Source organism: Thauera aromatica K172 (assembly GCF_003030465.1).
GTDB classification, from domain to species: Bacteria; Pseudomonadota; Gammaproteobacteria; order Burkholderiales; family Rhodocyclaceae; genus Thauera; species Thauera aromatica.
Genome location: NZ_CP028339.1, coordinates 3,124,896 through 3,149,200 on the forward strand (window position 1 = coordinate 3,124,896; position 24,305 = coordinate 3,149,200).

Here is a 24,305-nt window from a genome sequence, read left to right on the forward strand (position 1 = left end):
CGTTTTACCCCGGCGGACTGCCTCTCCGCTCAGGCCCGCGATAACGGGCCTGAGCCTGCAGCCACTGCCACACCGCCTCTTCACTCGCCGCAGCCCCGGCAGCACGGCAGTCGTCGAGGTAGCGGGCGATGTGCCCGCTGAGGTGGGCGCAGCCGACGCTGGCGCCACTGCCGGCGAGGCTGCCGTCGAGAGGACGGACGTGGGCGCCGAAGTCGGCGTAGCGGGTGCCGAGGGCGGAAATCTCCATCCGCGCGCAGCGCGCATCACCGGTCATCCGCAGCACGCCGGGAAAGGCCGCCGGATACACCGGCTCGCCGCGCGCCGGCGCGGCCGCGCACAGCAGCACGCCGGCCGCACGCGCACGCGCACAGGCTTCGGCGAGCACCGGTCGCGGCGCCCGCAGGCCGAGGCTGAGATTGATCAGCGCCACCCGCTGCGCGACCAGCCAGTCGATCGCCGCCGCGACCTGGGCGGCCGTGGTCGCCAGCCGGGCATGGAACACCTGGGCGACGCACAGCTGCGCGCGCGGCGCGCACGCGGCGATGATTTCCGCCAGGCGGCTGCCGTGGCCGAGGCGCTCGGGGCCGGCATCCTCGCGGCGAACGCCGTCCTCGCCGAGGACGAACGCCGCCGCGCTCGCCACCCGCGCCGCCAGTGCCGGGGCATGGCCGCTGTCGACGAGGCCGACGCGCACCGCAGCGCCGCCCGCAGCGGCGTTTTCCCCCTCCTCGGGCAGTTGCGGCCGCGGCTCGCTTCGCATCGCTTCCACCGGTCTACGCCTGCATCGCCCGCACTTCGGCCTTGCCGCCGTCGAGCACGATCCGCCATTCACAACCGGCAAGGGTGGCCGCGCGGTGGCTGACGAGGATCCGGGTGCGGCCGGCAAACAGCGCATCGACCGCAGCGATCACCTGCGCCTCGGTGGCCTCGTCGACGGCCGAGGTCGCCTCGTCGAGCACCAGCACGCACGGCGCCTGGAGCAGCGCGCGGGCGATCGCGATGCGCTGGCGCTGGCCGCCGGAAAGCTGCTGGCCGCGCTCGCCGAGCGGGGTGTCCAGCCCCTGCGGCAGGCTGGCGATCAGCTCGCCGAGGCGGGCGCGATGGGCGGCCGCGCGCACCGCGGTGTCGTCGGCATCGGGCGCAGCGTAGCGCAGGTTGTCGGCGAGGGTGCCGCGAAACAGCACGATGTCCTGGCTGACGACGGCGATCGCGCGCCGCAGCTCGGCGAGCGCGATCGTGCGCAGGTCGATGCCGTCGAGCCGGATGACGCCGCCCTCGGGGTCGAAATGACGCTGCAGCAGATCGATCAGGGTCGATTTGCCGACTCCGGAGGCGCCGCTCAGCGCCACCTTGCTGCCGGCCGGGATCACCAGGTCCACGTCCTCGAGCAGCGCCTGCGCCCGCCCATGGTGGCGGAAGCGCACCCGCTCGAAGGCGAGTTCGCCGCGCAGCGCCGCCGGCAGGCGCACCCCGGCGCCGCGATCGGTGACCTCGGCCGGCGCCTGGCGCAGCTCATTGACCCGCCCCAGGCTGACGCGGATGCGCTGGATCGCGACGTAGAGGCCGAGCAGGCTGTTGACCGGCCCCACCGCCATCCCCAGGTAGGTGGAGAACGCGATCAGGGCGCCGAGCTGCCACTGGCCGTCGATGACCCAGGCGCCGCCGATGAGGAAGGCCGCCGCACGCGTCAGCGAGGTCAGCGTGGCAGGCACGGCATGGGTGAAGAATTCGGTGCGCTGCAGTTGCAGCAGTTCGTCGAGGTAGCGCCCGCCGAGGCCGTCGAGGCGGCCGCGCTCACGCCCCTGCTGCCCCGAGGCCTGGATGAACTTCATCGCCGGCAGGGTCTCGACGAGAAAGCTCGACACGTCGGCCGCGCGCTCGCGCACGGTGCGCGTGCGCGCCTCGACCTTGCGCCGCATCCAGCGCAGCCAGGCGAGTTCGAGCGGGATCAGCACCAGCACCAGCAGCGACAGCTGCCACGACAGGCTCAGCATCAGCGCCACCGCGCCGACGAGGCCGACCACGCTGCTGAGCGCGGCGAACAGGCTGTCGACGGCGAAGCGCTGGAGCTCGGCGACGTCGCCGTCGATGCGCGACAGCAGATCGCCCAGCCGCTGGCGGCCGTAGAAGGCCGGCGACAGGGTCTGCAGGTGGCGGTAGAGGTCGCTGCGCAGGGCGAACAGGATAGTGCCCGACAGCCGGGTGTGGCGCAGGCGGTTGATGCCGGCGAGCACGGTGCCGGCGATGCCGGCGGCGATCATCGCCGCCGCGACCAGCACCAGCATCCGGTAGTCGCCGGCGAGCAGGCCGTCGTCGATCAGCATCTTGGTCAGCCAGGGCTGCAGCAGCACCAGCGCCGAGGCGAGCAGGGACAGCACGATCAGCACGGCGATCGCCCGCGCCTGCGGGCGCACGAAGCCGTACACCCAGCGAAAGCCGCCGTGCAGCGGCACCGCCGTGCCCATCAGCATGCGACCAGGGCGTCGCCCTGGCGGCGCGCCACGCCGGCGCGCTCGAGCTCGGCGATCAGCCAGCCGGTGAGCGCATCGGGGTCCATGTCGAGGAAGCGTGCATTGGCTTCGCGGTACAGCGGGGTGTCCACCAGGTGGCGGGTCAGCGCCGCCAGCCCGATGCGGCGCGCATCGAGGAGCATGAAGGTGATGCAGCCGCGGATGGCGTTGCGGGCGATGCGCGCGCCGTCGGCCTCGAACGCGGCGAGGCGGGCAAAGGCGCGCTCGAGGGCCTCGTCGAAGTCGGCGAAGGGGGCGCCGTGGCCGGGGATCACGGCGTCCACAGCGAGCCGGCCGAGCGCCTCGAGAGTGCGCCGGGTCTCGCCAACCCCGTCACCGTGGCCGAGCACGTCGGCGAACAGGATGCCGAAGCCGTCGCGCCACAGCGCATCGCCCGAAATCAGCAGGCGGCGCTCGCGGTTGTAGAACACCAGCGCGTCCATGTCGTGCCCGGGCGCGGCCAGGGCCTGCCATTCGAGTTCGCCGGCAACGAAACGGGCGCCCGCCGCGAGGGTGGCGTCGTGGTCGAAGCGCTCGCCGGCCTGTGCCGCGGCACTGATCAGCAGGGCGTGTTCGTCCCACTCCGCCACCGCGCGCGCCATCCCCTCGGGCACTACCACCGCGCAGCCGAAGGCGCGCTGCACGCTGGCATGGCCGCCGATGTGGTCGGGGTGGGAGTGGGTGTTGAGCAGGCGCTGCAGGCGGCGCCCGCCGAGCGCGCTGCGCAGCAGGGCCAGGGTCTGTTCGGCGTGGCTGAGGTAACCGGAGTCGATCAGGGTGGCCTCGTCGCCATCGACCAGCAGCACGTTGTTGGCCGACAGCCAGCCGCGCTCGAACACCTGCACGGCGGGCGGCAGTTGTGGACGCGTGCTCAATCGCTGCCCTCCCCGACCCGTTCGGCGACATTCGCCGGCAAGGGCGCCGGCCGACCGGGCGGCGGCACGGACTCGGCCGGCGGCGCCACCGGCACGCCCTCGATCTCCTCCGCGGTGCGCCCGCAGCCCAGGCACACTCCGGTGTCCCAGTCGATCATGCACACCCCCACGCACAGCGCATCGCCGCTCATGCCTGCGCTCCCGCCGGCCCGCCAGCAGCAGCGCGGCGCGCCACGGTGCGCTCGAGGATCGCCTGCCGCACCCCATTGTCCGCCCGCGGCCAGGCGCGGATCTCATCGACCGTGCGCAGACAGCCCTGGCACCAGCCGGTCTCCGGGCTCAGGCGGCAGACGTCGATACAGGGAGAAGGGATTTCCATCGCTTCGCTCTCCATGGGGCGCAACCGCGACAAGCGGCAGCGCCGGGTACAGGGCCCGCCATTATGAACGCGGCCGGAAGGGATCGCGAGCGCGCGCCACCGGCACCGGCCGTGCAGCGCGGACGCACCGCCGCGGCGATCGAGGGCTCAGGCGCCGACCCCGCCCCTTGCGCTCGGGCTGGCGCGCCAGGCCAGGGCGCAGCTCGACGACGGTTTGCACTGGGCGTGTCCCTTGTTCATAATACCAACCAACCATACGGTTGATATTATGAACAAGGAGAGATCATGCCACTCACCGCGACGGGTTCACTCGCCGGGCTCCGTATTCTGGACCTGACGCATGCACTGGCAGGCCCGTTTTGCTCCCAGATCCTCGCCGACCATGGCGCCGACGTGATCAAGATCGAACCGATCGAGGGGGATTTCTTCCGCCGCATGGGGCCGTTCCGCGACGATGACACGCAGCGCGATTTTGGCGGCCTGTTCCAGTCCTGCAACCGCAACAAGCGCTCCATCGCGGTCGATCTGAAGCACCCGGAAGGCCAGGCTCTGGTCAGGGAGTTGGTCAAGGGCGCCGATGCCCTGATCGAAAACTTCCGTGCTGGCGTGCTGGACAAGCTGAACCTGGGCTACGAAACGCTCAAGACCCTCCGCCCGAGCCTGGTCTACACCTCCGTGCGCGGCTTCGGCGACAAGGTCGGCGGACAAAGCCCCTACATGCAGTGGCCCGCGTTCGACATCGTCGCCCAGGCGATGGGGGGCTGGATGGGGATTACCGGAGAAGACGCCGAGCATCCGTGCAAGGTCGGCGGCGGCCTCGGCGACACCGTGCCGGGCCTGTTCGCCGCCTTCGGCACCATGGCTGCGCTGTGGCACGCGCGCAGCACCGGACAGGGCCAGTATGTCGATGTCGCGATGACCGACTGCATCCTGGCGATGTCCGAACTGGTCGTCTCGCAATACAGTTATCGCGGCGTCTCGCCGGAGCCCGTCGGCAACGGCATCCCCGGGGTGGCCTTGTTCGGCACCGTCAGGGCCAAGGACGGCATCGTCGCGATCGCCGCCCCCCACGATCCGCAATGGGCCGAATTGTGCCGGCTGATGGGCAGGCCGGAGTGGGTGACCGACCCGCGATTCAGCAGTGAACGCAGCCGTTGGGAAAACCGGGCGGTCCTGCACGAAATCGTCGAAACCTTTGCCCATACCCGGACCAAGGCCGAGCTGCTCGGCCTGCTCGGCGGCCGGGTACCGTTCAGCCCGATCTACAACGCAGAAGAGATTTTCCGCGATCCCCACTTCGCGGTGCGCCAGATGCTGCCGGAAGTGGAACAGCCCGGCAGCCGCAGCCCCGTTGCCGTCCCCGGCGTTCCGGTGAAGCTTTCCACGACCCCCGGCGCAGTGCGCCAGCGCGCACCCTTGCTCGGCGAACATACCCGCGAAATTCTCCAGGAGTACGAAATCGGAGCGGATAGAATCGAGGCCCTGCTCAGTGCCGGCACCCTATTCGCACGATGAACCTGCCATGCCATCCCTGAAATCGAACCCTCCCGGCGCCCTCGCGGCGACGGACCGTCCCGCGGCAGAGGCGGCAGATGCCCCCGCCGCCCTCTCCGCCCCGGTCAAGAAACGCCGCCGGGGCAGGCTGACCGAAGCGCGCCACGAGGACAAGCGGACCGCGATCCTGCGCACCGCGGCCCAGCTGTTCGCCGCCAACGGCTACGAAGCCACGTCGCTGGACATGATCGCCGACGCCCTGGGGATGCATAAGGCGACCCTCTATCACTACGTCGACAGCAAGGAGAGCATTCTTTACGAATGCCTGCTGAAATCGTTCGCCGACCTGGATACGGTCATGGAAAGCATGGAGGACCGCGCCGTCCCCGCCCTCGCGCGCCTGCGCCTGTTCGCCCGCAGCCTGGCTTCGGCCCAGAACAGCGACTTCGGCCGCTGCCTCGTCCTCGTCGGTTCGCGCCCGCTCGACATGGTGCCCGGCGGCGAGGTCCGCAAGTTCCAGCGGCGCCTCGATTCGACCGTCCGCGCCCTGGTGGTGGAGGGCATTGCGGATGGGTCGATCAAGCCCTGCAACCCGGGGCTCGTCTCGGCGATGCTGTTCGGCGCGCTGAACTGGGTTCCGCGCTGGTTCGACAGCGAGGGCTCGCTGAGCCTCGAACAGGTCGTCGACGCCTTTCTCGACATGCTCGTCTCGGGCATCGCCGCCCCGCGCACGACCTAGTTACCCGCTCGCCCCTTCCCCGCGGCGGGGCCCTCCAGGACCGCCCCGATGGCGGCATCGTCGTAGCCGAGTTCGGCCAGCAGGGACCGGGTATCGGCACCGGTTTCGCCCACCGGCCGGCATCGGGCCGGTGGCGTGCGGCTGAAGCGCGGTGCCGGCGCCGGCTGGGTGATGCCGTCGGCCTGGACAAAGGTGCCGCGCGCCAGGTTGTGCGGGTGCCGGGGCGCCTCGTCGAGATCGAGCACCGGCGCAAAGCACGCGTCCGTGCCTTCGAGCAGTTCGCACCACTGGGCGCGGGTTTTGCGGCGGAACACCTCGGCGACCCGCATTTTGAGCTCCGGCCATTTCGAAGCGTCCCACTGGGCGTCGAATTCGGCTTCGCCCAGGCCGCATTTTTCACGCAGCAGCGCATAGAACTGGGGTTCCATCGCGCCCACCGAAACGTACTTGCCGTCGGCACAGGCATACACGTCGTAGAAATGGGCGCCGCCATCGCCATTGTTGGTTCCGGCCTGCGCATTCCACAGGCCTGCCGAACGCCAGCCGTAGATCAGTGCGGCGAGCAGCGCCGCGCCGTCGCAGATCGCCGCATCCACGACCTGGCCCTGCCCGCTCTCGCGGGCCTGGATCAGCGCCGCCAGCACCCCGAACGCCAGCAACATGCCGCCGCCGCCGAAATCGCCGATGAAACCCGGCGTCGGCGTCGGCGGCTGGTCGCGGCGGGCGCTCGAATGGAGCGTGCCGGCGAGCGCCGAGTAGTTGATGTCGTGCCCGGCGGTGTGGGCCAGCGGGCCGCTTTGCCCCCAGCCAGTGACGCGTCCATAGACAAGGGACGGCCTGCGCGCGAGGCAGACTTCGGGGCCAAGGCCGAGCGACTCCATGACACCAGGGCGAAAGCCCTCGATCAGGATGTCGGCCCGCTCGATCAGTTTCAGTGCCGCCTCCCGTGCTTCCGGCCGCTTGAGATCAAGCGCGATCGACTCGCGCCCGCGCGCCAGCACGTCACTGCGGCGCGCGGTCAGCCCGGCCATCCCGCCGGAATGGGCCGCGCGTGCCGGCGGGCGATCGATGCGGATCACCCGCGCCCCCATGTCGGCCAGCATCATCCCGGCGAACGGTGCCGGCCCGAGGCCGGCGAACTCCACCACCACGAGGTGGCTCAAGGGGCCAGTGCGCTCCATCACGGCGTCACCACGCGGCCTTCCTTGCCCGCGGTCTTGTTGCTGACGAGGAAGGCTTCGTTGAGCTCGATGCCGAAACCGGGGCCTTCGTTGGGATAGCACAGACCTTGTTCGAATTTCGGAATGTTGAGGGCGATGTCGGTGCCGCGCTCGATGTTCTTGCTTTCCATGGTGCCGTGGATCATCAGCGGGCCGATCGACTCGTTGAGCCCGCGCGTCGCCCATTCGTTGCTGACCCACAGGTGTGCGGCCGGGCTGTGCTCGAGGCCGGAGCCGATCATGCAGCCGCAATGCACCGGCAGCCCGGACAGGCGCGCCAGGGTCAGCCAGCGCTGCGACTTGACCAGGCCGCCGGCCTTTTGCAGTTTGATGAAAAGGCCGTCGCAGGCGCGGCGGTCGATGATCTCCTTGAGGTGATGCAGTTCCTGCGCCGATTCGTCGGCATAGATCGGGGTCCTGACCTGGGCACGCAGGCGCGCCATGCCTTCGATGTCCCAGTGCGGCAGCGGCTGCTCGATCAGGTCGAGGCCGCAGGGATCAAGGCGGCGGATGATGTGGAGCGCCTTTTCGTAGTCCCAGAAACCGTTCGCGTCGATGGTGAGGTAGGCATCCGGTCCCACGGTGTCGCGCACCGCATGGACCATGGCGATGTCGTCGGCCATCGTGCCGTAGCCGATCTTCATCTTGAACAAGGCGAACCCGGTCTTCTTCGCCAGCGCGGCCTCGGCCGCCACGTCTTCCGGCTTGCCCGCCGACAGCACCCAGCCCTGGCGGGCGGCGTCGACGGTGCGGCCGCCGAGCAGCTCATAAACCGGCACGCCGAACAGTTTCCCCTTGAGGTCGTGGAGGGCGAAATCGACGGTGGCCTTGGCCTGGTTGTTGTCGCGCACCAGGAGGTCCATCTTGGCGACGATCTTTTCGATGTTGCGCGGATCCTCGCCGAGCAGGATGCGCGGGGCGATCACGTTGCCGATCATGGCGATGATCGACTCCTGCAGTTCCCCGCGGTACCAGGAAGAAGTGTCGCCGGAGTCGCCGAAACCGACGGTGCCGTCATCGGCGGTGATCTTGAGGACGACGCTGTCGATCGAGGTGATCCGCGTATTGGGCATGATCACCGGCTTTTTCAGCGGGGTGGACACCGGAATGCATTCGACTTTGACGATCTTGGTCATGGTTTTTCCCGTATTGGTAAAGGCTTGTTGATGATATTGGAATGGTCGCGCGACCATTCCAGTGCGCGCGCGAGGGCGGATTACAACGGGTAGGTCGGCGCGGTATTGCGCACGGTGAGCCACTGCCACTGGGTGAATTCGTCCCAGTTGGCCGGGCCGCCATGGCGCGAGCCGTTCCCGGAAGCGCCCCGCCCGCCCATCGGCATCAGTCCGTTGTCGTTGACGGTCTGGTCGTTGATATGGACGAGGCCGACTTCGAGCTGCTCCGCGATCACCATCCCACGTCCGACGTCGGCGGTGTAGATGCCCGCCGCCAGGCCGTATTCGTTATCCGCGGCGAGCGCCACCGCCTCCGCATCGCTGCCGAAAGCGGTGATCGAGACCACCGGGCCGAAGATTTCCTCGCGGAACGCGGGCATCTGCGGCGTTACGTCGGCAAGCACGGTCGGGTGATAGAAGCGCCCGTCGCAGCGGCCGCCGGCGAGCAGCTTCGCCCCCATGCGGACGGATTCCTGAACGATGCGGTCGACGCGCTCGACCTGGCGGCCGGTGATCAGCGGGCCGATCGCGACCGGCGCGGTGTGGGGATCGCCCACCGGGAGCGCCGCCGCCTTCGCCGCCATACGTTGTGCATAGACCTGGGCCAGATCGCGGTGCACCAGGTGGCGCCCCGCGCTCATGCAGATCTGGCCCTGATGCAGCCAGGACGCCCACGACCCGCCGGACACCGCCAGCTCGAGGTCGGCATCGTCGAGAATGATCAGGACATTCTTGCCGCCGAGTTCGAGGGCGACCTTCTTCAGCTGGCGTCCGGCCAGCTCACCCACCCGGCGCCCCACCGCGGTAGAGCCGGTAAACGAGATCATCGCCACAGCGGGGTCGCTCACCAGCGCCTCGCCAGCCTCCGCATCACCCGGGAGCATGTGGAACACCCCAGCCGGCAAGCCGGCGGCTTCGAGCAGCACGGCCAGCAGCACGCCGCCACTGACCGGGGTGCGCGGATCGGGCTTGAGAACGACCGCGTTGCCCGCCGCCAGCGCTGGCGCCACCGCCCGGCTGGAAAGCAGGAAGGGGAAGTTGAACGGCGAAATCACCCCGACCACGCCGTGCGGCACGCGCCGGGTGATGCTGGTGCAGCCGCCCTCGCTGGGCAGCACCAGGCCCTGAGGCTGGGTCAGCATCGCCGCGGCCTCGAACAGGTGGTGCTGCACCGAGTCGATCTCGAACATCGCCTTGGGCGGGATGCCCCCCGTTTCACGCACGATCCACGCGGCGAACGCCTCCCGGTTGGCCTCGAGCAGGGCCGCGGCCTTGCGGAAGACGGCCGCCCGCGCCGCGTAGCTCATCGCCACCCATGCTTTCTGTGCACTCCGCGCGGCCGCACAGGCAGCACGCACATCCGCTGCGTTCGCCCGCGAAACTCGACCAATCGTTTGGCCGGTCGCAGGTTCCTCGACATCGAGGATGCCGCCCTGCAGCGCGTTCCAGCCGCTGCTCCAGGCCTTGCCCTGCCAGACTCCGGAACACAGCAGATCTTCGCTCATATCGCCTCCTGTAAGTAGAACTGCGGCTTCTCGGGCCATTCCTGCGGAACCTTGCGGCAGCGGAAGTGGGCACCGACCCACCCTTTCCAAGTGTGATCCGAACTCTAGGAGGCACCGTGCATTTTGTCAATCAACCGGTTGGTTGACAAAATGCACGGTGCTGCCGATACTCCTTCCGACAGCAGACGACACGCCGCCCGCACCGTTCACGGAGCACGGCGACAGCGAACCCCACTGGAGATGCCCATGCCCGCTTCCTACCGTTCCCCCTGGATGACCGAAGAACTCGACCTGCTGCGCGCAACCGCACGCCGCTTCTTCGAAGAAGAGGTTGCGCCGCATGCCGCCCGCTTCCGCGCCCAGCACCACATCGACCGCGAGGTCTGGCTGCGGGCCGGTGAGCTGGGGCTGCTGTGCATGAGCATTCCCGAGCAATATGGCGGCCAGGGCGGCACCTTCGCGCACGAGGCCGTGGTGATGGAAGAACAGGCCCGCATCTGCGACACCAGCTTCGGCTTCGTCCCCGGCGCCCTCAACGCCCCTCACTTCCTGATGGGAACCGCCAGCCACGAGCAGTTGATGCGCTGGATGCCCGACATCGCCGCGGGACGGAAGATGCTCTCGGTGTGCATCACCGAGCCGGACGCCGGCACCGACGTGAAGGCCTTGCGCACCACCGCCCGCCGCGAAGGCAACGAGTACGTGCTCAACGGCAACAAGATTTTCATCACCCACGGCAAGCAGGCCGAGCTGTCCCTGATCGCCGCGCGCACGGGCGGGCCTGGCGCCAAGGGCATCTCCCTGTTCATGGTCGAAGTGGACAAAACCCCGGGGTTCACCATCAGCAAGGTGCTCGAGAAAATCGGCCAGAACGGCCTCGACACCTGCGAAATCTTTCTCGACGACGTGCGCGTGCCAGTCGATAACCTGATCGGTGGAGAGGAAGGCCGCGGCTTCGGCCAGCTGATGGATGTATTCGTCCGCGAGCGCCTGTCAATCGGGGTCACCGGCGTGGCGACCGCCGAACGGGCGATCGAGCTGACCATCGAGCACGCCAAGAACCGCAAGATGCTCGGCCAGACCCTGTGGGACTTCCAGAACACCCGTTTCACCCTCGCCGAATGCCAGACCGAGGCGCGCATCGCGCGCGTCTTCATCGACCAGCTGATCCAGCAACTGGTCGAAGGTCAGCCCATGCAGCCCAACGACGCGATCATGGCGAAGTGGTGGTGCTCGGACAAGCAGTGCCAGATCATCGACCGCTGCCTGCAGCTGTTCGGCGGCTACGGCTACATGTGCGAATACCCGATCGCGCAGCTGTACATGGACGCCCGCGTGCAGCGCATCTACGGCGGCTCGAACGAGACCTTGAAGGAGCTGATTTCACGCACCCTGTGAGGATTCCGCCCGCCCGCGACAAGGGCCGGCTCCCTTCGGGGCGGCCACTTTCGCCCCCGTCCCCCCGGCACCCGGCCGACAGGGCGACTTTTCGAGGGCTCCGGGCCGAATCGGCGGCGGCAGGCAAGTCTGTGCATTCAATATGGCGGTGAGCTCGTCATGTCACTCGTTCGTCAGAGGAGGAGTCACAAATGAAGATCCATTCCAGAGTCAAATGTGCCGTCGTTGGAGCAGCATTGGCCGCCGGCGCAATTCAGGCATCGGCCGCCGAGACGATCCATCTCAAGGTCCACCATTTCCTGCCGCCCACCAGCAACACCCATGTCCATCTCATCGTCCCGTGGTGCGACAAGCTTGCCCGCGAGTCCGACGGCCAGTTGAAGTGCCAGCTCTATCCCGCAATGCAGCTGGGCGGCACGCCGGCCCAGTTGTTCGATCAGGTCAAGGACGGCGTCGCCGACATCGTGTGGACGGTGCCGAGCTACCAGGCCAGCCGCTTCCCGGTCAGCGAGGCGCTGGACGTGCCGTTCATCGCCGCCGACGGGGAAAAGTCGAGCCGGGCCTTATGGATCTTTGCCAGCCAATACGCCCAGAGCGAATACGCGGGCGTCAAGCCCCTGCTCTTTCACACCATCCCCGGAACGGCGATCCACACCATCAAGAAGCCGGTCAAGACGCTCAGCGACTTCAAGGGGTTGAAGATCAGGGCCGGAAGCCGCCTGACCAACAAGCTCATCGCGGCGTTGGGTGCCACCCCGGTCGGCATGCCCGCGCCCCAGGTGCCCGAGGCGCTCTCGCGGGGGGTGGTGGACGGCGCGATGTTCCCCTGGGAAGTGCTTCCTGCCCTCAGGCTCCATGAACTCACCTCCTATCACACTGAATCGCCTTCCGGCATGGCGCTGATGAACAGCGGCGCATTCGTGCTGGCGATGAATCCGGCGAGATACGACAGCCTGCCGGCGCATCTGAAAAAAGTCATCGACGCCAACAGCGGCGCAGAGGCCTCGGCATGGGCCGGACAGATATGGGACATGGCAACGGAGCGCTCGCGCCAGGTCGCGATCGACCACGGCAACCACATTTACACCCTCCCCCCTGCAGAACAGGAAAAGTGGGAAAAGGCCGCCGAATCCGTGACCGCGGAGTGGGTCAAGGAAATGGCCGCCAAGGGCTACGACGCAGAAAAGCTACTCGCAGAACTGCGGGCGTTGATGGACTGAGCACGGCGCAGAACGCGGGCTTGCCGGGAGCATTCGCCCGGCAAGCTCAGTGACCGGAGCGCCGCCGTGCCAGCACCGCCCGCGCCACCCTGGAAGCGGGTGCGCGACCGAGCCGGTTGCCGATCCAGACCGCGGTGTCGACCAGTGCCTCGAGGTCGACGCCGGTGGCGATGCCCAGCCCGTCGAACAGCCAGACCAGCTCTTCGGTGGCGACATTGCCGCTCGCGCCGGGAGCGTAGGGGCAACCGCCGAGTCCGCCGACCGCGGCGTCGAACACCGTCAGCCCCAGCTCCAGCGAGGCATAGACGTTCGCCACCGCCATGCCGTAGGTGTCGTGGTAGTGCCCGGCGAGCCGCTCCGCCGGCACCTCGCGCAGCACCGCTTCGAGCATCCGCCGGATGCTGTCCGGGTTGCCGGTGCCGATGGTGTCGCCAAGCGAGATCTCGTCGCAGCCCAGTGCCCGCAGCGCAGCAGCGACCCCGGCCACCGCCTGCGGTGCGATCGCACCTTCGTAGGGACAGCCGGCGACGCAGGACACGTAGCCGCGCAGCTTCACTCCGGCCGTCCGCGCCGCACCGGCGACCGTGCGGAAGCGTTCGAGCGACTCGGCGATCGAACAGTGGATGTTGCGCTGGCTGAACGTATCGGAAGCGGCGGCGAACACCGCCACCGTCTGCGCCCCGGCGGCGAGCGCGGCCTCGAGGCCTTGCAGGTTCGGCACCAGCACCGGGTAATCCACTCCACCCGCAACTTCACCGGCGCTCCCACCGGTGACTCCACCCGCCACCACACCCGCAGCTGCACCCACGGTCGCCCCCGTCCGCGGCGGCCCAGCCAGCACGCGGGCGAGCACCTCGGCGCTGCCGTCCATCTGCGGCACCCACTTCGGCGACACGAAAGCCCCCGCCTCGACGCTCTTCAGCCCCGCGCCGACGAGGCGGCGGATCAGCTCCACCCGGACCGACACCGGCAGCGGGGCGTTCTCGTTCTGCAGGCCGTCGCGCGCGCCGACTTCGACGAGGCGGACGGCCGAAGGCCAGGATGTCCTCATGGTGAATGCCTCATTCCGTTCGCGCCCGGACGCAGCGCACGCCCCCGCTCAGGGTTCGGCCTCGAATTCGAGCAGTTCGGCGCCATCATCGACCTGGTCGCCGAGCGCGCAGTGAAAGGCCTTCACCGTGCCCGCTGCGGGAGCGGTGAGGGTGTGCTCCATCTTCATCGCTTCCAGACTCAGCAGCGCCGCGCCCTTTTCCACCCGCTGCCCGGGCTGCGCGAGCAGGGCCACCACCCGCCCCGGCATCGGCGCCCGCAGGCCGCCTTCGGCAACGCCCTCGCCGGCAGCCGGCGCCAGCGGATCGACGCAGGCCAGCCCCCAGCTGCGGCCATCGAGGAAAACGTGACGCGCCTCCCCGGCGCTGATCACGGTCGCATCCAGGCAGCGGCCGTCGAGTTCGGCGCGCAGCTGGCCGCGCTCGCCCAGTTCGCCGCGCGCCGCCAGCCAGGCACCGGCAGCGGGATCGAGGCCGAGAGCGAAAGCATCGGCGCGGTATTCGACCTGCACCGCCTGGCGCAGCACCCCATGGCGAAACACCAGCACCCGGCGCGCACAGGCATTCAGCCGCCAGCCGTCCCGCGCATGCCACGGCGAGCACGGATCGGCACTGCGCCAGGCCGCCTCCGCGGCGGCGCGGGACTCGCGCAGCAGCTCGGCGAGGGCGGCCAGATACCAGACCTCGGCGGGCACCGGATCGGCGGCGGGAAACAGCCAGCCCTGCTCGCGTTCGATCAGGCCGGTATCGAGCTCGCCACGGGCGAAGGCCGGGCAGGCTGCCAGCCGCGACAGGAAATCGACGTTGTGGGCCACGCCGACGAGCTGGAAATCGGCCAGCGCCTGCAGCAGACGCAGGCGGGCACGCTCGCGGCTGCCGCCTGCGGGATCGGCCGCGCCGCCCTCCTCCCATACGATCAGCTTGGCGATCAGCGGATCGTAGTCGGGGCCGATCGCGTCGCCTTCATCAACCCCGCTATCGATGCGCACATGCACCGATTCGGCCGGCCGGGCGAGGTGGAGCAGCCGCCCGGTGGCCGGCAGGAAGCCCTTCGTCGGATCTTCCGCATAGATCCGTGCCTCGATCGCATGGCCACGGATCTGCAACTGCTCCTGGGCGAGCGGCAGCGCTTCGCCCCAGGCCACGCGCAGCTGCCATTCGACCAGGTCGAGCCCGGTGATCATCTCGGTCACCGGATGCTCGACCTGCAGCCGGGTATTCATCTCCATGAAGTAGAAGGCCGCGGGTGCGGTGCCCGCCTCGCCGACGATGAACTCCACCGTGCCGGCGCCGACGTAGCCCACCGCCTGCGCCGCCGCCACGGCCGCCTGCCCCATCGCCGCGCGCTGCGCGGGGCCGATGCCGGGGGCGGGCGCCTCCTCCAGCACTTTCTGGTGGCGGCGCTGCACCGAGCAGTCGCGCTCGAACAGATGGACGCAATGACCGTGGGCATCGGCGAAGACCTGCACTTCGATGTGGCGCGGGCGGACGAGGTATTTTTCGATCAGCACGCGCTCGTCGCCGAAGCTGGCGGCCGCCTCGCGCCGGCACGCGGCGAGCAGATCGATGAAGTCCTCGGCCTGGCCGACCACCCGCATGCCCTTGCCGCCGCCGCCGGCGACGGCCTTGATCAGCACCGGATAGCCGAGCGCGTCGGCCTGCGCGCGCAGCCCGCCCGGGCTCTGGTCGTCGCCGTGGTAGCCGGGAGTGACCGGCACGCCGGCGGCTTCCATCCGCCGCTTCGCCTCCGCCTTCGAGCCCATCGCGCGGATCGCCGCCGCCGGCGGGCCGATGAAGACCACGCCGGCGCGGGCGCAAGCCTCGCTGAAGTCCGCGTTCTCGGACAGGAAGCCGTAACCGGGGTGGATCGCCTGCGCGCCGCTGCGCCGCGCCGCGGCGAGAATGCGCTCGATCACGAGGTAGCTGTCGCGCGCCGGCGCCGGGCCGATTCGCAGCGCCTCGTCGGCCAGACGCACGTGGCGGGCATCGGCGTCGGCATCGGAATACACCGCCACCGTGCGGATGCCCAGGCGGCGGGCGCTGCGGATCACCCGGCAGGCGATTTCACCGCGGTTGGCGATCAGGATCTTGTCGAACATGCGGTGCCTCCGCGGTGAAATCGCCTGTGCATGCTCGCGCATGCCATGCGTTTTGGCTCCGCCGCTGTGGCGCTGCGCGCCGGGTCACCGCGGTTGGCGATCAGGATCTTGTCGAACATGCCGTGCCTCCGCCCTCCTCACTGCGGGATCCAGGCGGCGGGGCGCTTGGCGAGGAAGGCGTCGAGCCCTTCGCGCGCTTCGGCGGTGGCGCGCAGGGCGGCGATGCGGCGCGCGGTGTCCTCGGCGACCTCGTCGCCGAGCGGCTGGTGGACGACGGCGCGGATCAGGTCCTTGGCCGCGGCCTGCGCCTGCGGGCCGCCTTGCAGCAGCGCCGCGACGACTTCGTCCACTTTGGCGTCGAGCGCCTCGGCGGCGACGACTTCGTGCGCGAGGCCGATTTCGCGGGCGCGCGTGGCACCGATCCGTTCGCCGCTCTGGAAGTAGCGTCCGGCCTGGCGCGCGCCGATGGCGCGGATCACGTAGGGGCTGATCGCCGAGGGGATGATCCCGAAGCGCACTTCGGAAGTGGCGAACACGGCCGCCTCCGCGGCGATGCAGATGTCGCAGGCCGAGGCCAGGCCCATGCCACCGCCCAGCGCGGCGCCGTGCACGCGGGCGAGAGTGGGCTTCGCCATCTCGGCGAGCGTGCTCAGCATGGCCGCCAGGCGGCGGGCATCGGCGAGGTTTTCTTCGGCGCCGCTGGTGGCGGCGGCCTTCATCCAGTTGAGGTCAGCGCCGGCGGAAAAGCTCTTGCCGCGCCCGGCGAGCACCACCACCCGCACCGCATCGTCGGCCTCGAGCGCGCAGCAGGCCGCGGTCAGGTCGGCGATCAGCTGCGCATTGAACGCGTTATGCACCGCCGGGCGGTTCATCCACACCGTCGCCACGCCGCCCGCGATCTCGATTTCCAGGGTTTCGTACATCCTCTTTGTCTCCTTGCTGGGGTTGGGTTGTTTTTGTCCGGCCATTTTTTGTCGGGCCACCGCCGGCCCGCCGCGTTCACATCCTGAACACGCCGAACTTGGTCGGTTCGATCGGGGCATTGAGCGCCGCCGACAGCGACAGGCCGAGCACGCGGCGGGTCTGCGCCGGGTCGATGACGCCATCGTCCCACAGGCGCGCGCTCGCATAGTAGGGGTGGCCCTGGGCTTCGTACTGGGCCCGGATCGGTGCGCGGAAAGCTTCCTCCTGCGCCGCGCTCCACTGTCCGCCGCCGGCCTCGATGGCATCGCGGCGCACGGTGGCGAGCACGCTCGCGGCCTGCTCGCCGCCCATCACCGAGATCCGCGCGTTCGGCCACATCCACAGGAAACGCGGGGCGTAGGCGCGCCCGCACATGCCGTAGTTGCCGGCACCGAAGCTGCCGCCGACGATCACGGTGAGCTTGGGCACCTGCACCGTCGCCACCGCAGTGACCAGCTTGGCGCCGTCCTTGGCGATGCCGGCATTCTCGTAGCGGCGCCCGACCATGAAACCGGTGACATTCTGCACGAACAGCAGCGGGATGCCGCGCTGGCCGCACAGCTCGACGAAGTGCGCGCCCTTCTGCGCCGACTCGCCGAACAGGATGCCGTTGTTGGCGACGATGCCCAGCGGATAGCCGTGGAGGTGGGCGAAGCCGCACACCAGGGTAGTGCCGTAGCGCGCCTTGAATTCGTCGAGGCGCGAGCCGTCGACCACGCGGGCGAGGAGCTCGCGCACGTCGAACGGTTTGCGCAGGTCGGTGGGGACGATGCCGTAGAGCTCCTCGGGGTCGTAGCGCGGCGCCTCGCCGTCGCCGAGGGCGAGGCCCACCGTCTTCACCCGGTTGAGGTTGGCGACGATGCGGCGGGCGAGGTAGAGCGCATGGGCATCGTCGTCGGCGAGATGGTCGGCCACCCCCGAGACCCGGGTATGGACGTCACCGCCACCGAGCTCCTCGGCGCTCACCACTTCGCCGGTCGCCGCCTTCACCAGCGGCGGGCCGCCGATGAAGATTGTGCCCTGGTCGCGCACGATCACGGCTTCGTCCGCCATCGCCGGCACGTAGGCGCCGCCGGCGGTGCACGAGCCCATCACCACCGCGATCTGGGGAATGCCCTGGGCGGACAGGTTGGCCTGGTTGTAGAAGATGCGGCCGAAGTGCTCGCGGTCGGGGAAGACTTCGTCCTGGCGGGGGAGGAAGGCGCCGCCCGAGTCGACCAGGTAGAGGCAGGGCAGGCGGTTCTGCGCGGCGATCTCCTGCGCGCGCAGATGCTTCTTGACCGTCAGCGGGTAATAGGTGCCGCCCTTCACCGTGGCGTCGTTGGCGACGATCATGCATTCGCTGCCTTCGACCCGGCCGATGCCGGCAACGAGCCCCGCGCAGGGAGCTTCGTCGTCGTAGAGGCCGAGCGCGGCGAGCTGGCCGATCTCGAGGAAGGGGGTGCCAGGGTCGAGCAGGCGGGCGATGCGCTCGCGCACGAGCAGCTTGCCGCGCGCGGTGTGGCGCGCGCGCGCGGCTTCGTCACCGCCGCGGCCGACTGCCGCCACTTTCGCGCGCAGATCCTCGACCAGGGCGCGCATCGCCGCGGCGTTGGCCTGGAAGAGCGGGCTGCGGAGATCGATGCCGGATTCGATCACGCTCATCGGCGTGGCCCTCCTCGAGTGGATCGCCGCACACGGAGCGCTCCGGCCCGCCCCGTTCCTCCGGCGCACCCGGCCGCGCCGGCGGCAGCCGCCGGCAACGAAAAGTGGGGGAGGAGGAAGCGTGACGGCACCATGACCGTGACCGTGACGATGATCGGTGGTTAACCTTGCGCCAGTCGTGGCGCGCAGGCAAGGGGCGGCGTGCTCGACCGTTATCGGGAAACGGTGCGCGCAGTCGCCACCGACGGCAGCCCGATCGAGACCGTCATCCTGAGCGAGATCGAAACCAACATCGTTTTTCCCGAGCGCCTGTTCGCTCACTGCCCCTCGAGGGCAGCCCCCGTCGAGCGAGGCCCCGCCGCTCAGCGGCTGGCGACCGGCGTTTCGAGTTCGACCGCCACCGCCGTCGCCTCGCCGCCGCCGATGCACAGGCTGGCGATGCCGCGGCGCAGGCCACGGCGGCGCAGGGCGCCGATCAGCGTCACCAGGATGCGCGCGCCGGAGGCCCCGATCGGGTGGCCGAGGGCGCAGGCCCCGCCATGCACGTTGACCCGCTCGTGCGCCAGCCCCAGTTCGTCCATCGCCGCCAGCGCGACCACGGCGAAAGCTTCGTTGATTTCCCACAGATCGACGTCGGCGACCTCCCACCCCGCTGCGCCCAGCACTTTGCGCATCGCCGCGGCCGGCGCGGTGGTAAACGACGCCGGCGCCTGGGCATGGCCGGCGTGGGCGACGACGGTGGCGAGCGGTTCCAGGCCCAGGCGTTCGGCCTCCGTCCGCCGCATCAGCACCAGCGCGGCCGCTCCGTCGGCGATCGAACTGGCATTGGCCGCGGTGACGGTGCCGTTTTCGGTGAATGCCGGCCGCAGCCTCGCAATGCGCTCGGGGCGGACCTTCGGCGGCAGCTCGTCGTGCTCGACCAGGCCTGCGCCCGCGCGCTCGACGACGGTGACCGGCGCGATTTCCCAGGCGAAGGCGCCTTCTGCGGCCGCCGCCTGGGCGCGCCGCGTGGACGCGAGCGCGAACTCGTCCTGGCGCTCCCGGGTAAAGCCGAAGCGGCGGGCGCAGTCTTCGGCAAAAGCGCCCATCAGGCGGCCGCGATTTTCCTCTGAATAGCAGTCTTCGAGCCCGTCGAGGAACAGGTGATCGAGCACCTGGCCGTGACCGAGGCGGTAGCCGGCTCGCGCCCTCGACAGCAGGTAAGGAGCGTTCGACATCGACTCCATGCCGCCGGCGACGACCACCCCGGCGCTGCCCGCCACGAGCAGGTCGTGCGCCAGCATCACCGCTTTCATTCCCGAGCCGCACACCTTGTTGATCGTGGTGCAAGCGGCCGCCACCGGCAGGCCGGCGGCGAGCGCCGCCTGGCGGGCGGGGGCCTGGCCGAGGCCGGCCGGCAGCACGCACCCCATCAAGACCTCGTCGACCTGTTCGGGGGCCACTCCGGCGCGCCCGAGGGCGGCGCCGATCGCCGCGGCACCGAGGCGCGGCGCGCTCAGGCCGGACAGCTCGCCGAGAAAACCGCCGAGCGGCGTGCGTGCCGCAGCGACGATGACGACTGGATCAGACATGACGTTTCTCCCCGCAATCCTGCACGACCGTCTGCCCCGCGACGGTGGCGCCGCAGCGCCGTTCAGCGCGTCTCGGCGAACAGCTCGCGGCCGATCAGCATGCGCCGGATCTCGCTCGTGCCGGCGCCGATCTCGTACAGCTTGGCGTCGCGCCACAGGCGGCCGGTGGCGCATTCGCTGGTGTAGCCGACCCCGCCCAGCGCCTGGATTGCCTCGCCGGCCATCCAGGTCGCCTTCTCGGCGGTGTACAGGATCACCCCGGCGGCATCCTTCCTCAATCCGCGCGCATGATCGCCGCGGTCGCAGGCCCGACCGACGGCATAGGCATAGGCACGGCAGGCCGACCAGGTCGCGTACATGTCGGCGATCTTGCCCTGCATCAGCTGGAACTCACCGATCGGGGCGCCGAACTGCCTGCGCTCATGCACATAGGGCAGGACCGCATCCATGCACGCTGCCATGATCCCGAGCGGGCCGCCGGCGAGCACTGCACGCTCGTAATCCAGCCCCGACATCAGCACCCGGACGCCGCGGCCGATGTTCGCCTCGCCGCCGAGGACGTTGTCCACCGGCACCTCGACCTCGTCGAAAAACAGCGGATAGGTGTTCGAGCCGCGCATTCCGAGCTTGTCGAGGTGGGTGCCGTGGGAGAACCCCTTCATTTCCTTTTCGACCAGGAACGCGGTGATTCCTTCCGCCCCCCGCTCGCTGCGCCCGGCGCTCCCGGTCCGGGCATACACCACCAGGACGTCGGCGTCGCCGCCGTTGGTGATCCACATCTTGCTGCCGTCGAGGATGAAACGATCGCCCTTGCGTTCGGCGCGCAGCCGCATGCCGAGAACGTCGGAGCCGGCGTCGGGCTCGGACATCGCGAGCGCGCCCACGTAGTCGCCGGCGATCAGCGGCGGCAGGAACCTGCGCTTCTGGCGTTCGCTGCCGTGGCGGTGGATCTGGTTGATGCACAGGTTGGAGTGGGCGGCGTAGGACAGGCCGACCGCCGCCGAGGCGCGGGAAATCTCTTCCATCACGACGATGTGCGCCAGATAGCCGAGGGCGGTGCCGCCATATTCCTCGCCGACCGTCATGCCATGGACCCCGAGCGCGCCGAGCTTGGCCCACAGATCGGCGGGGAACGCGTTGCCACGGTCGATCCCGGCCGCGCGCGGGGCGACTTCGGCACGACAAAAAGCCTGCACCGAGTCGCGCAGCGCGTCGATCGTTTCACCGAGTCCGAAGTCGAGGGAGGGAAGGTTCATCTGCGCTCTCCTTGTCCGGTCCGCCCGCCATCCCCGCCGGCGAAGTGTTCCCGCACGCGCTCGGCCGCCTTTCGTGCCGGTCGGATATTGGTGTAGGTTTCTGGTTTCACCGCTTGCCGGCGGGCGGCCGGAATCCGGCAGACGCCCGACCCATAAGCACAAATCGTTGTTTTGATTAAAAACACAAAACCAACCCCATGCAAGGGCCGGGTAGATTCGAAAACCCTCCGCCCGTGCCTGCCACGCACCGGCCCGCATCCGATGGACGACATGATGAGTTCCTCTTCCTCCGCCACGCCTTCCCTCCATTACCCCCACTACGAGCCGCCCGCCGAAGGCCAGCGCCTCGAACTCGCCCCCGGCATCGGCTGGGTCCGCATGCACCTGCCGTTCGCGCTCAACCACATCAACCTGTGGCTGCTCGACGACGGCGACGCCCTCACCGCGATCGACAGCGGCTTCGGCATCGACCGCACCCGCACCGCCTGGGAGCAGGTGCTGGCCGCCGATCCGCGGCCGCTCCGGCGGGTGATCGTGACCCACCACCACCCCGACCATATCGGCCTCGCCGCCTGGCTGGCGGCGCGCGACCGGGCCACGGTGCTGATGACCCAGGGCGAATTCCTCTCCGCCCACGCGGTGTGGAACCAGCTCCCCGGCCACTGCATCGAGGACATGGTGGCGCAGTTCCGCAGCCACGGCCTGGACGACACCCGGCTCGCTGCCCTGTCCGCCCGCGGCCCGGCCTACCGCCGCGGCGCCCCCGAGCTGCCGGCGCACTACCATCGCCTGTTCGCCGGCGACACCCTGCAGATCGGCGCTCACCGCTGGCGCGTGATCGTCGGCTACGGCCACGCTCCCGAGCACGCCAGCCTGTACTGCGCCGAACTCGGCATCCTGATCTCGGGTGACATGCTGCTGCCACGGATCTCGACCAATATCAGCGTATACGCCGCTACTCCCGGCGCCGACCCGCTGGGGTGGTTCCTCCGCTCGCTGCAGGCATTGTGCGAACTACCCGAAGACACCCTCGTGCTACCATCCCATGGTCACCCTTTCCGGGGAATCCGCGCCCGCGTGGATCAGCTCGTCGAGCATCACCGCGAGCGCTGCGCCGCGCTGCTTGCGGAATGCGCTGCGCCGCGCTGTGCCGGAGAGCTGCTGCCGACGCTGTTCCCGCGCGAGCTCGACACCCATCAGGTCATGTTCGCCATGGGCGAAGCGATCGCCCACCTCAACCATCTCGAAACCCAGGGCGCGCTGACACGCGATGTCGGCGCCGATGGCCTGATCCGTTTTACCCGACCTCGCTAACCGTCCTCGCTGACGAACCCACCCGCCCCGTCGCCAAACTGGAGTCCAAACAACATGGCTGCACCCAAGACCGAGACCCCCACTGCCGAACTGCCCGATCCGCAGGAAGTCGCCCAGACCTATGCCGAAGTGGCGCGCCGCGCCTCGTCGCTGATCAGCGACCACGTCCAGCGCCAGCTCAAGAAAGGCGTCGCCGCTCCCGCCGACGAACTGGGCATCGCCCAGGCCTTCATGGACATGATGGCGAAGCTGCTGGCCAACCCGTACAAGCTCGCCCAGGCCCAGATGAGCCTGGTGTGGGACTACTTCTCGCTGTGGCAGCATTCGATGCTGCGCTTTGCCGGCCTCAACACCGCGCCGGTGGCGACCCCGGAAAAATCCGACCGCCGCTTTAAGGACGAGGAGTGGGAGCAGCACTTCCTGTTCGACTTCATCAAGCAGTCCTACCTGATCGCCGCGCGCCACATCCACGACACCGTGTGCTGTGTCGACGGGCTCGACGAGCAGACGCAGAAGAAGGTGAACTTCTACACGCGCCAGTACATCGATGCGCTGTCGCCGTCGAACTTCGCCGTCACCAACCCGGAAGTCTTCCGTGAAACGCTCAAGAGCCACGGCCAGAACCTGCTCAAGGGCCTGAACAACCTGCTGCGCGACGTCGAGGACGGCAACGGCAACCTGCGCGTGAAGATGACCGACACCACGGCCTTCGAGCTCGGCAAGAACGTCGCCACCACGCCTGGCAAGGTCGTGTTCCAGACCGACATGATGCAGTTGCTGCAATACACGCCGAGCACCGACACCGTGCTGAAGAAGCCGCTGCTGATCGTGCCGCCGTGGATCAACAAGTTCTACATCCTCGATCTGCGCGAGAAGAATTCCTACATCAAGTGGTGCGTGGACCAGGGCCACACCGTGTTCGTGATCTCCTGGGTCAACCCCGACGAAAAGCTTGCCGAAAAGAGCTTCGACGCCTACCTCGAGGAAGGCATCCTGGCCGCGCTCGACGCCATCGAAGCGCAGACCGGCGAAAAGCAAGTCAATGCGATCGGCTACTGCCTGGGGGGCACCCTGCTCGCTACCGCGCTCGCCTACCTCGCCGCCAAGCGCCAGCAGCGCATCGCCACGGCGACCTTCTTCACCGCGATGACCGACTTCACCGAGCCGGGCGAACTCGGCGTGTTCATCGACGAAGGCCAGGTCTCCAGCCTCGAGAAGAAGATGGCCGAGCGCGGCTACCTCGAAGGTTCCGAAATGGCGGGCACCTTCAACATGCTGCGTGCCAACGACCTGATCTGGTCCTTCGTGGTGAACAACTACCTGCTCGGCAAGGACCCCTTCCCCTTCGACCTGCTGTACTGGAACTCCGACTCCACCCGCATGCCGGCGAAGATGCACAGCTACTACCTGCGCAACATGTACATGGAAAACCGCCTGATCGAGCCCGGCGGCATCGAGATCGACGGCGTGCCGATCGACCTCGGCAAGATCAAGCTGCCGAGCTACTTCATCTCCACGATCGAGGACCACATCGCGCCGTGGAAGAGCACCTACATGGGCGCACAGCACTTGAACGGCCCGGTACGCTTCGTCCTCGGCGGCTCCGGCCACATCGCCGGCATCGTCAATCCGCCGTCGGCCAACAAGTACGGCTACTGGGTCAATCCGGCGGCAAAACTGCCGGAAACCGCCGACGCCTGGTTCGAAGGCGCGCAGCAGCACCCGGGCTCGTGGTGGACCGACTGGAACGCCTGGATCACCGCCCAGGACAACGAGCGGACGGCGCCGCGCGACCCCGCCGCGGGCAAGCTCAAGCCGCTCGAAGACGCCCCCGGCTCATTCGTCAAGATCCGCATCGACGCCAAAAAAGCGGACTGATCCCGCCGCGCGCGAG

Annotated in this window: 20 protein-coding genes; 6 read left to right on the forward strand and 14 right to left on the reverse strand. The window is 69.0% G+C overall.

Translation table 11 applies throughout. The features are described from left to right. Nucleotides 1–4: 4 nt before the first annotated feature. Genes qhpE through Tharo_RS14850 form a run of 5 tightly spaced genes read right to left on the reverse strand, consistent with a single transcriptional unit; the run spans nucleotide 5 to nucleotide 3,764 of the window. Nucleotides 5–760, reverse strand: coding sequence for a subtilisin-like serine protease QhpE (gene qhpE, locus Tharo_RS14830; RefSeq protein WP_107222454.1), 756 nt, complete (start codon nucleotides 758–760; stop codon nucleotides 5–7). A 13-nt stretch (nucleotides 761–773) separates the two neighbouring features. Beyond that, nucleotides 774–2,471, reverse strand: a complete 1,698-nt coding sequence (locus tag Tharo_RS14835) for an ABC transporter ATP-binding protein (protein ID WP_107221868.1) — start codon at nucleotides 2,469–2,471, stop codon at nucleotides 774–776. Continuing rightward, on the reverse strand, nucleotides 2,465–3,385 hold the full coding sequence (locus Tharo_RS14840; RefSeq protein ID WP_107221869.1) for an MBL fold metallo-hydrolase: 921 nt from the start codon (nucleotides 3,383–3,385) through the stop codon (nucleotides 2,465–2,467). Before Tharo_RS14840 ends, Tharo_RS14835 begins: the two co-directional genes overlap by 7 nt. Beyond that, nucleotides 3,382–3,576, reverse strand: a complete 195-nt coding sequence (locus tag Tharo_RS14845; RefSeq protein ID WP_107221870.1) for a DUF1289 domain-containing protein — start codon at nucleotides 3,574–3,576, stop codon at nucleotides 3,382–3,384. The genes Tharo_RS14840 and Tharo_RS14845 overlap by 4 nt, the downstream gene beginning before the upstream one ends. After that, nucleotides 3,573–3,764: a DUF1289 domain-containing protein gene (locus Tharo_RS14850; protein ID WP_211309623.1), complete on the reverse strand. Its 192-nt coding sequence runs from the start codon at nucleotides 3,762–3,764 to the stop codon at nucleotides 3,573–3,575. Before Tharo_RS14850 ends, Tharo_RS14845 begins: the two co-directional genes overlap by 4 nt. A gap of 285 nt (nucleotides 3,765–4,049) precedes the next feature. On the opposite strand from Tharo_RS14850, the gene Tharo_RS14855 reads away from it, so the two are divergent. Together Tharo_RS14855 and Tharo_RS14860 are read left to right on the forward strand one after the other, a co-directional pair. After that, nucleotides 4,050–5,279: a CaiB/BaiF CoA transferase family protein gene (locus tag Tharo_RS14855; RefSeq protein WP_107221872.1), complete on the forward strand. Its 1,230-nt coding sequence runs from the start codon at nucleotides 4,050–4,052 to the stop codon at nucleotides 5,277–5,279. A gap of 7 nt (nucleotides 5,280–5,286) precedes the next feature. Next, a complete protein-coding gene (locus Tharo_RS14860; protein WP_107221873.1) occupies nucleotides 5,287–5,997 on the forward strand; it encodes a TetR/AcrR family transcriptional regulator in 711 nt (236 codons plus the stop codon). Here the strand turns inward: Tharo_RS14860 and Tharo_RS14865 are convergent. The 3 genes from Tharo_RS14865 to Tharo_RS14875 all read right to left on the reverse strand — a co-directional run bounded on the left by Tharo_RS14865 (nucleotide 5,994) and on the right by Tharo_RS14875 (nucleotide 9,897). Then, the gene (locus Tharo_RS14865) at nucleotides 5,994–7,178 is read right to left on the reverse strand and encodes a CaiB/BaiF CoA transferase family protein (RefSeq protein ID WP_107221874.1); all 1,185 of its coding nucleotides are present in this window, start codon (nucleotides 7,176–7,178) and stop codon (nucleotides 5,994–5,996) included. The two genes, Tharo_RS14860 and Tharo_RS14865, sit on opposite strands and share 4 nt — an antisense overlap. Then, a complete protein-coding gene (locus tag Tharo_RS14870) occupies nucleotides 7,178–8,353 on the reverse strand; it encodes a mandelate racemase/muconate lactonizing enzyme family protein (protein ID WP_107221875.1) in 1,176 nt (391 codons plus the stop codon). The genes Tharo_RS14865 and Tharo_RS14870 overlap by 1 nt, the downstream gene beginning before the upstream one ends. A gap of 80 nt (nucleotides 8,354–8,433) precedes the next feature. Next, the gene (locus Tharo_RS14875) at nucleotides 8,434–9,897 is read right to left on the reverse strand and encodes a benzaldehyde dehydrogenase (RefSeq protein ID WP_107221876.1); all 1,464 of its coding nucleotides are present in this window, start codon (nucleotides 9,895–9,897) and stop codon (nucleotides 8,434–8,436) included. Nucleotides 9,898–10,143: 246 nt separating this feature from the next. On the opposite strand from Tharo_RS14875, the gene Tharo_RS14880 reads away from it, so the two are divergent. Continuing rightward, complete coding sequence (locus Tharo_RS14880; protein ID WP_245880919.1) at nucleotides 10,144–11,295, forward strand: acyl-CoA dehydrogenase family protein; 1,152 nt, start codon at nucleotides 10,144–10,146, stop codon at nucleotides 11,293–11,295. 191 nt (nucleotides 11,296–11,486) lie between these two features. Continuing rightward, nucleotides 11,487–12,515 carry a TRAP transporter substrate-binding protein gene (locus Tharo_RS14885; RefSeq protein WP_107221877.1) on the forward strand — a complete coding sequence of 343 codons (1,029 nt, stop codon included), beginning with the start codon at nucleotides 11,487–11,489 and terminating at the stop codon, nucleotides 12,513–12,515. 46 nt (nucleotides 12,516–12,561) lie between these two features. Here the strand turns inward: Tharo_RS14885 and Tharo_RS14890 are convergent, their stop codons facing one another. The 6 genes from Tharo_RS14890 to Tharo_RS14915 form a co-directional block, all read right to left on the reverse strand. Continuing rightward, nucleotides 12,562–13,566, reverse strand: a complete 1,005-nt coding sequence (locus tag Tharo_RS14890) for a hydroxymethylglutaryl-CoA lyase (protein ID WP_107221878.1) — start codon at nucleotides 13,564–13,566, stop codon at nucleotides 12,562–12,564. Nucleotides 13,567–13,614: 48 nt separating this feature from the next. Continuing rightward, nucleotides 13,615–15,663 carry an acetyl/propionyl/methylcrotonyl-CoA carboxylase subunit alpha gene (locus Tharo_RS14895; protein ID WP_107221879.1) on the reverse strand — a complete coding sequence of 683 codons (2,049 nt, stop codon included), beginning with the start codon at nucleotides 15,661–15,663 and terminating at the stop codon, nucleotides 13,615–13,617. A gap of 137 nt (nucleotides 15,664–15,800) precedes the next feature. Next, nucleotides 15,801–16,586: an enoyl-CoA hydratase/isomerase family protein gene (locus Tharo_RS14900; protein ID WP_107221880.1), complete on the reverse strand. Its 786-nt coding sequence runs from the start codon at nucleotides 16,584–16,586 to the stop codon at nucleotides 15,801–15,803. A 76-nt stretch (nucleotides 16,587–16,662) separates the two neighbouring features. Further along, nucleotides 16,663–18,270, reverse strand: a complete 1,608-nt coding sequence (locus Tharo_RS14905; protein ID WP_107221881.1) for a carboxyl transferase domain-containing protein — start codon at nucleotides 18,268–18,270, stop codon at nucleotides 16,663–16,665. Nucleotides 18,271–18,632: 362 nt separating this feature from the next. Continuing rightward, entirely contained in the window at nucleotides 18,633–19,841 is a 1,209-nt protein-coding gene (locus Tharo_RS14910; RefSeq protein ID WP_107221882.1) for an acetyl-CoA C-acyltransferase, read from the reverse strand. 62 nt (nucleotides 19,842–19,903) lie between these two features. Beyond that, a complete protein-coding gene (locus tag Tharo_RS14915) occupies nucleotides 19,904–21,097 on the reverse strand; it encodes an isovaleryl-CoA dehydrogenase (RefSeq protein WP_107221883.1) in 1,194 nt (397 codons plus the stop codon). Between the two features lie 273 nt (nucleotides 21,098–21,370). Here Tharo_RS14915 and Tharo_RS14920 point away from each other — a divergent pair, with 273 nt between their 5' ends. Together Tharo_RS14920 and Tharo_RS14925 are read left to right on the forward strand one after the other, a co-directional pair. Beyond that, on the forward strand, nucleotides 21,371–22,411 hold the full coding sequence (locus Tharo_RS14920; protein ID WP_107222456.1) for an MBL fold metallo-hydrolase: 1,041 nt from the start codon (nucleotides 21,371–21,373) through the stop codon (nucleotides 22,409–22,411). Between the two features lie 54 nt (nucleotides 22,412–22,465). Then, entirely contained in the window at nucleotides 22,466–24,289 is a 1,824-nt protein-coding gene (locus tag Tharo_RS14925; protein WP_107221884.1) for a PHA/PHB synthase family protein, read from the forward strand. Nucleotides 24,290–24,305 lie beyond the last annotated feature (16 nt).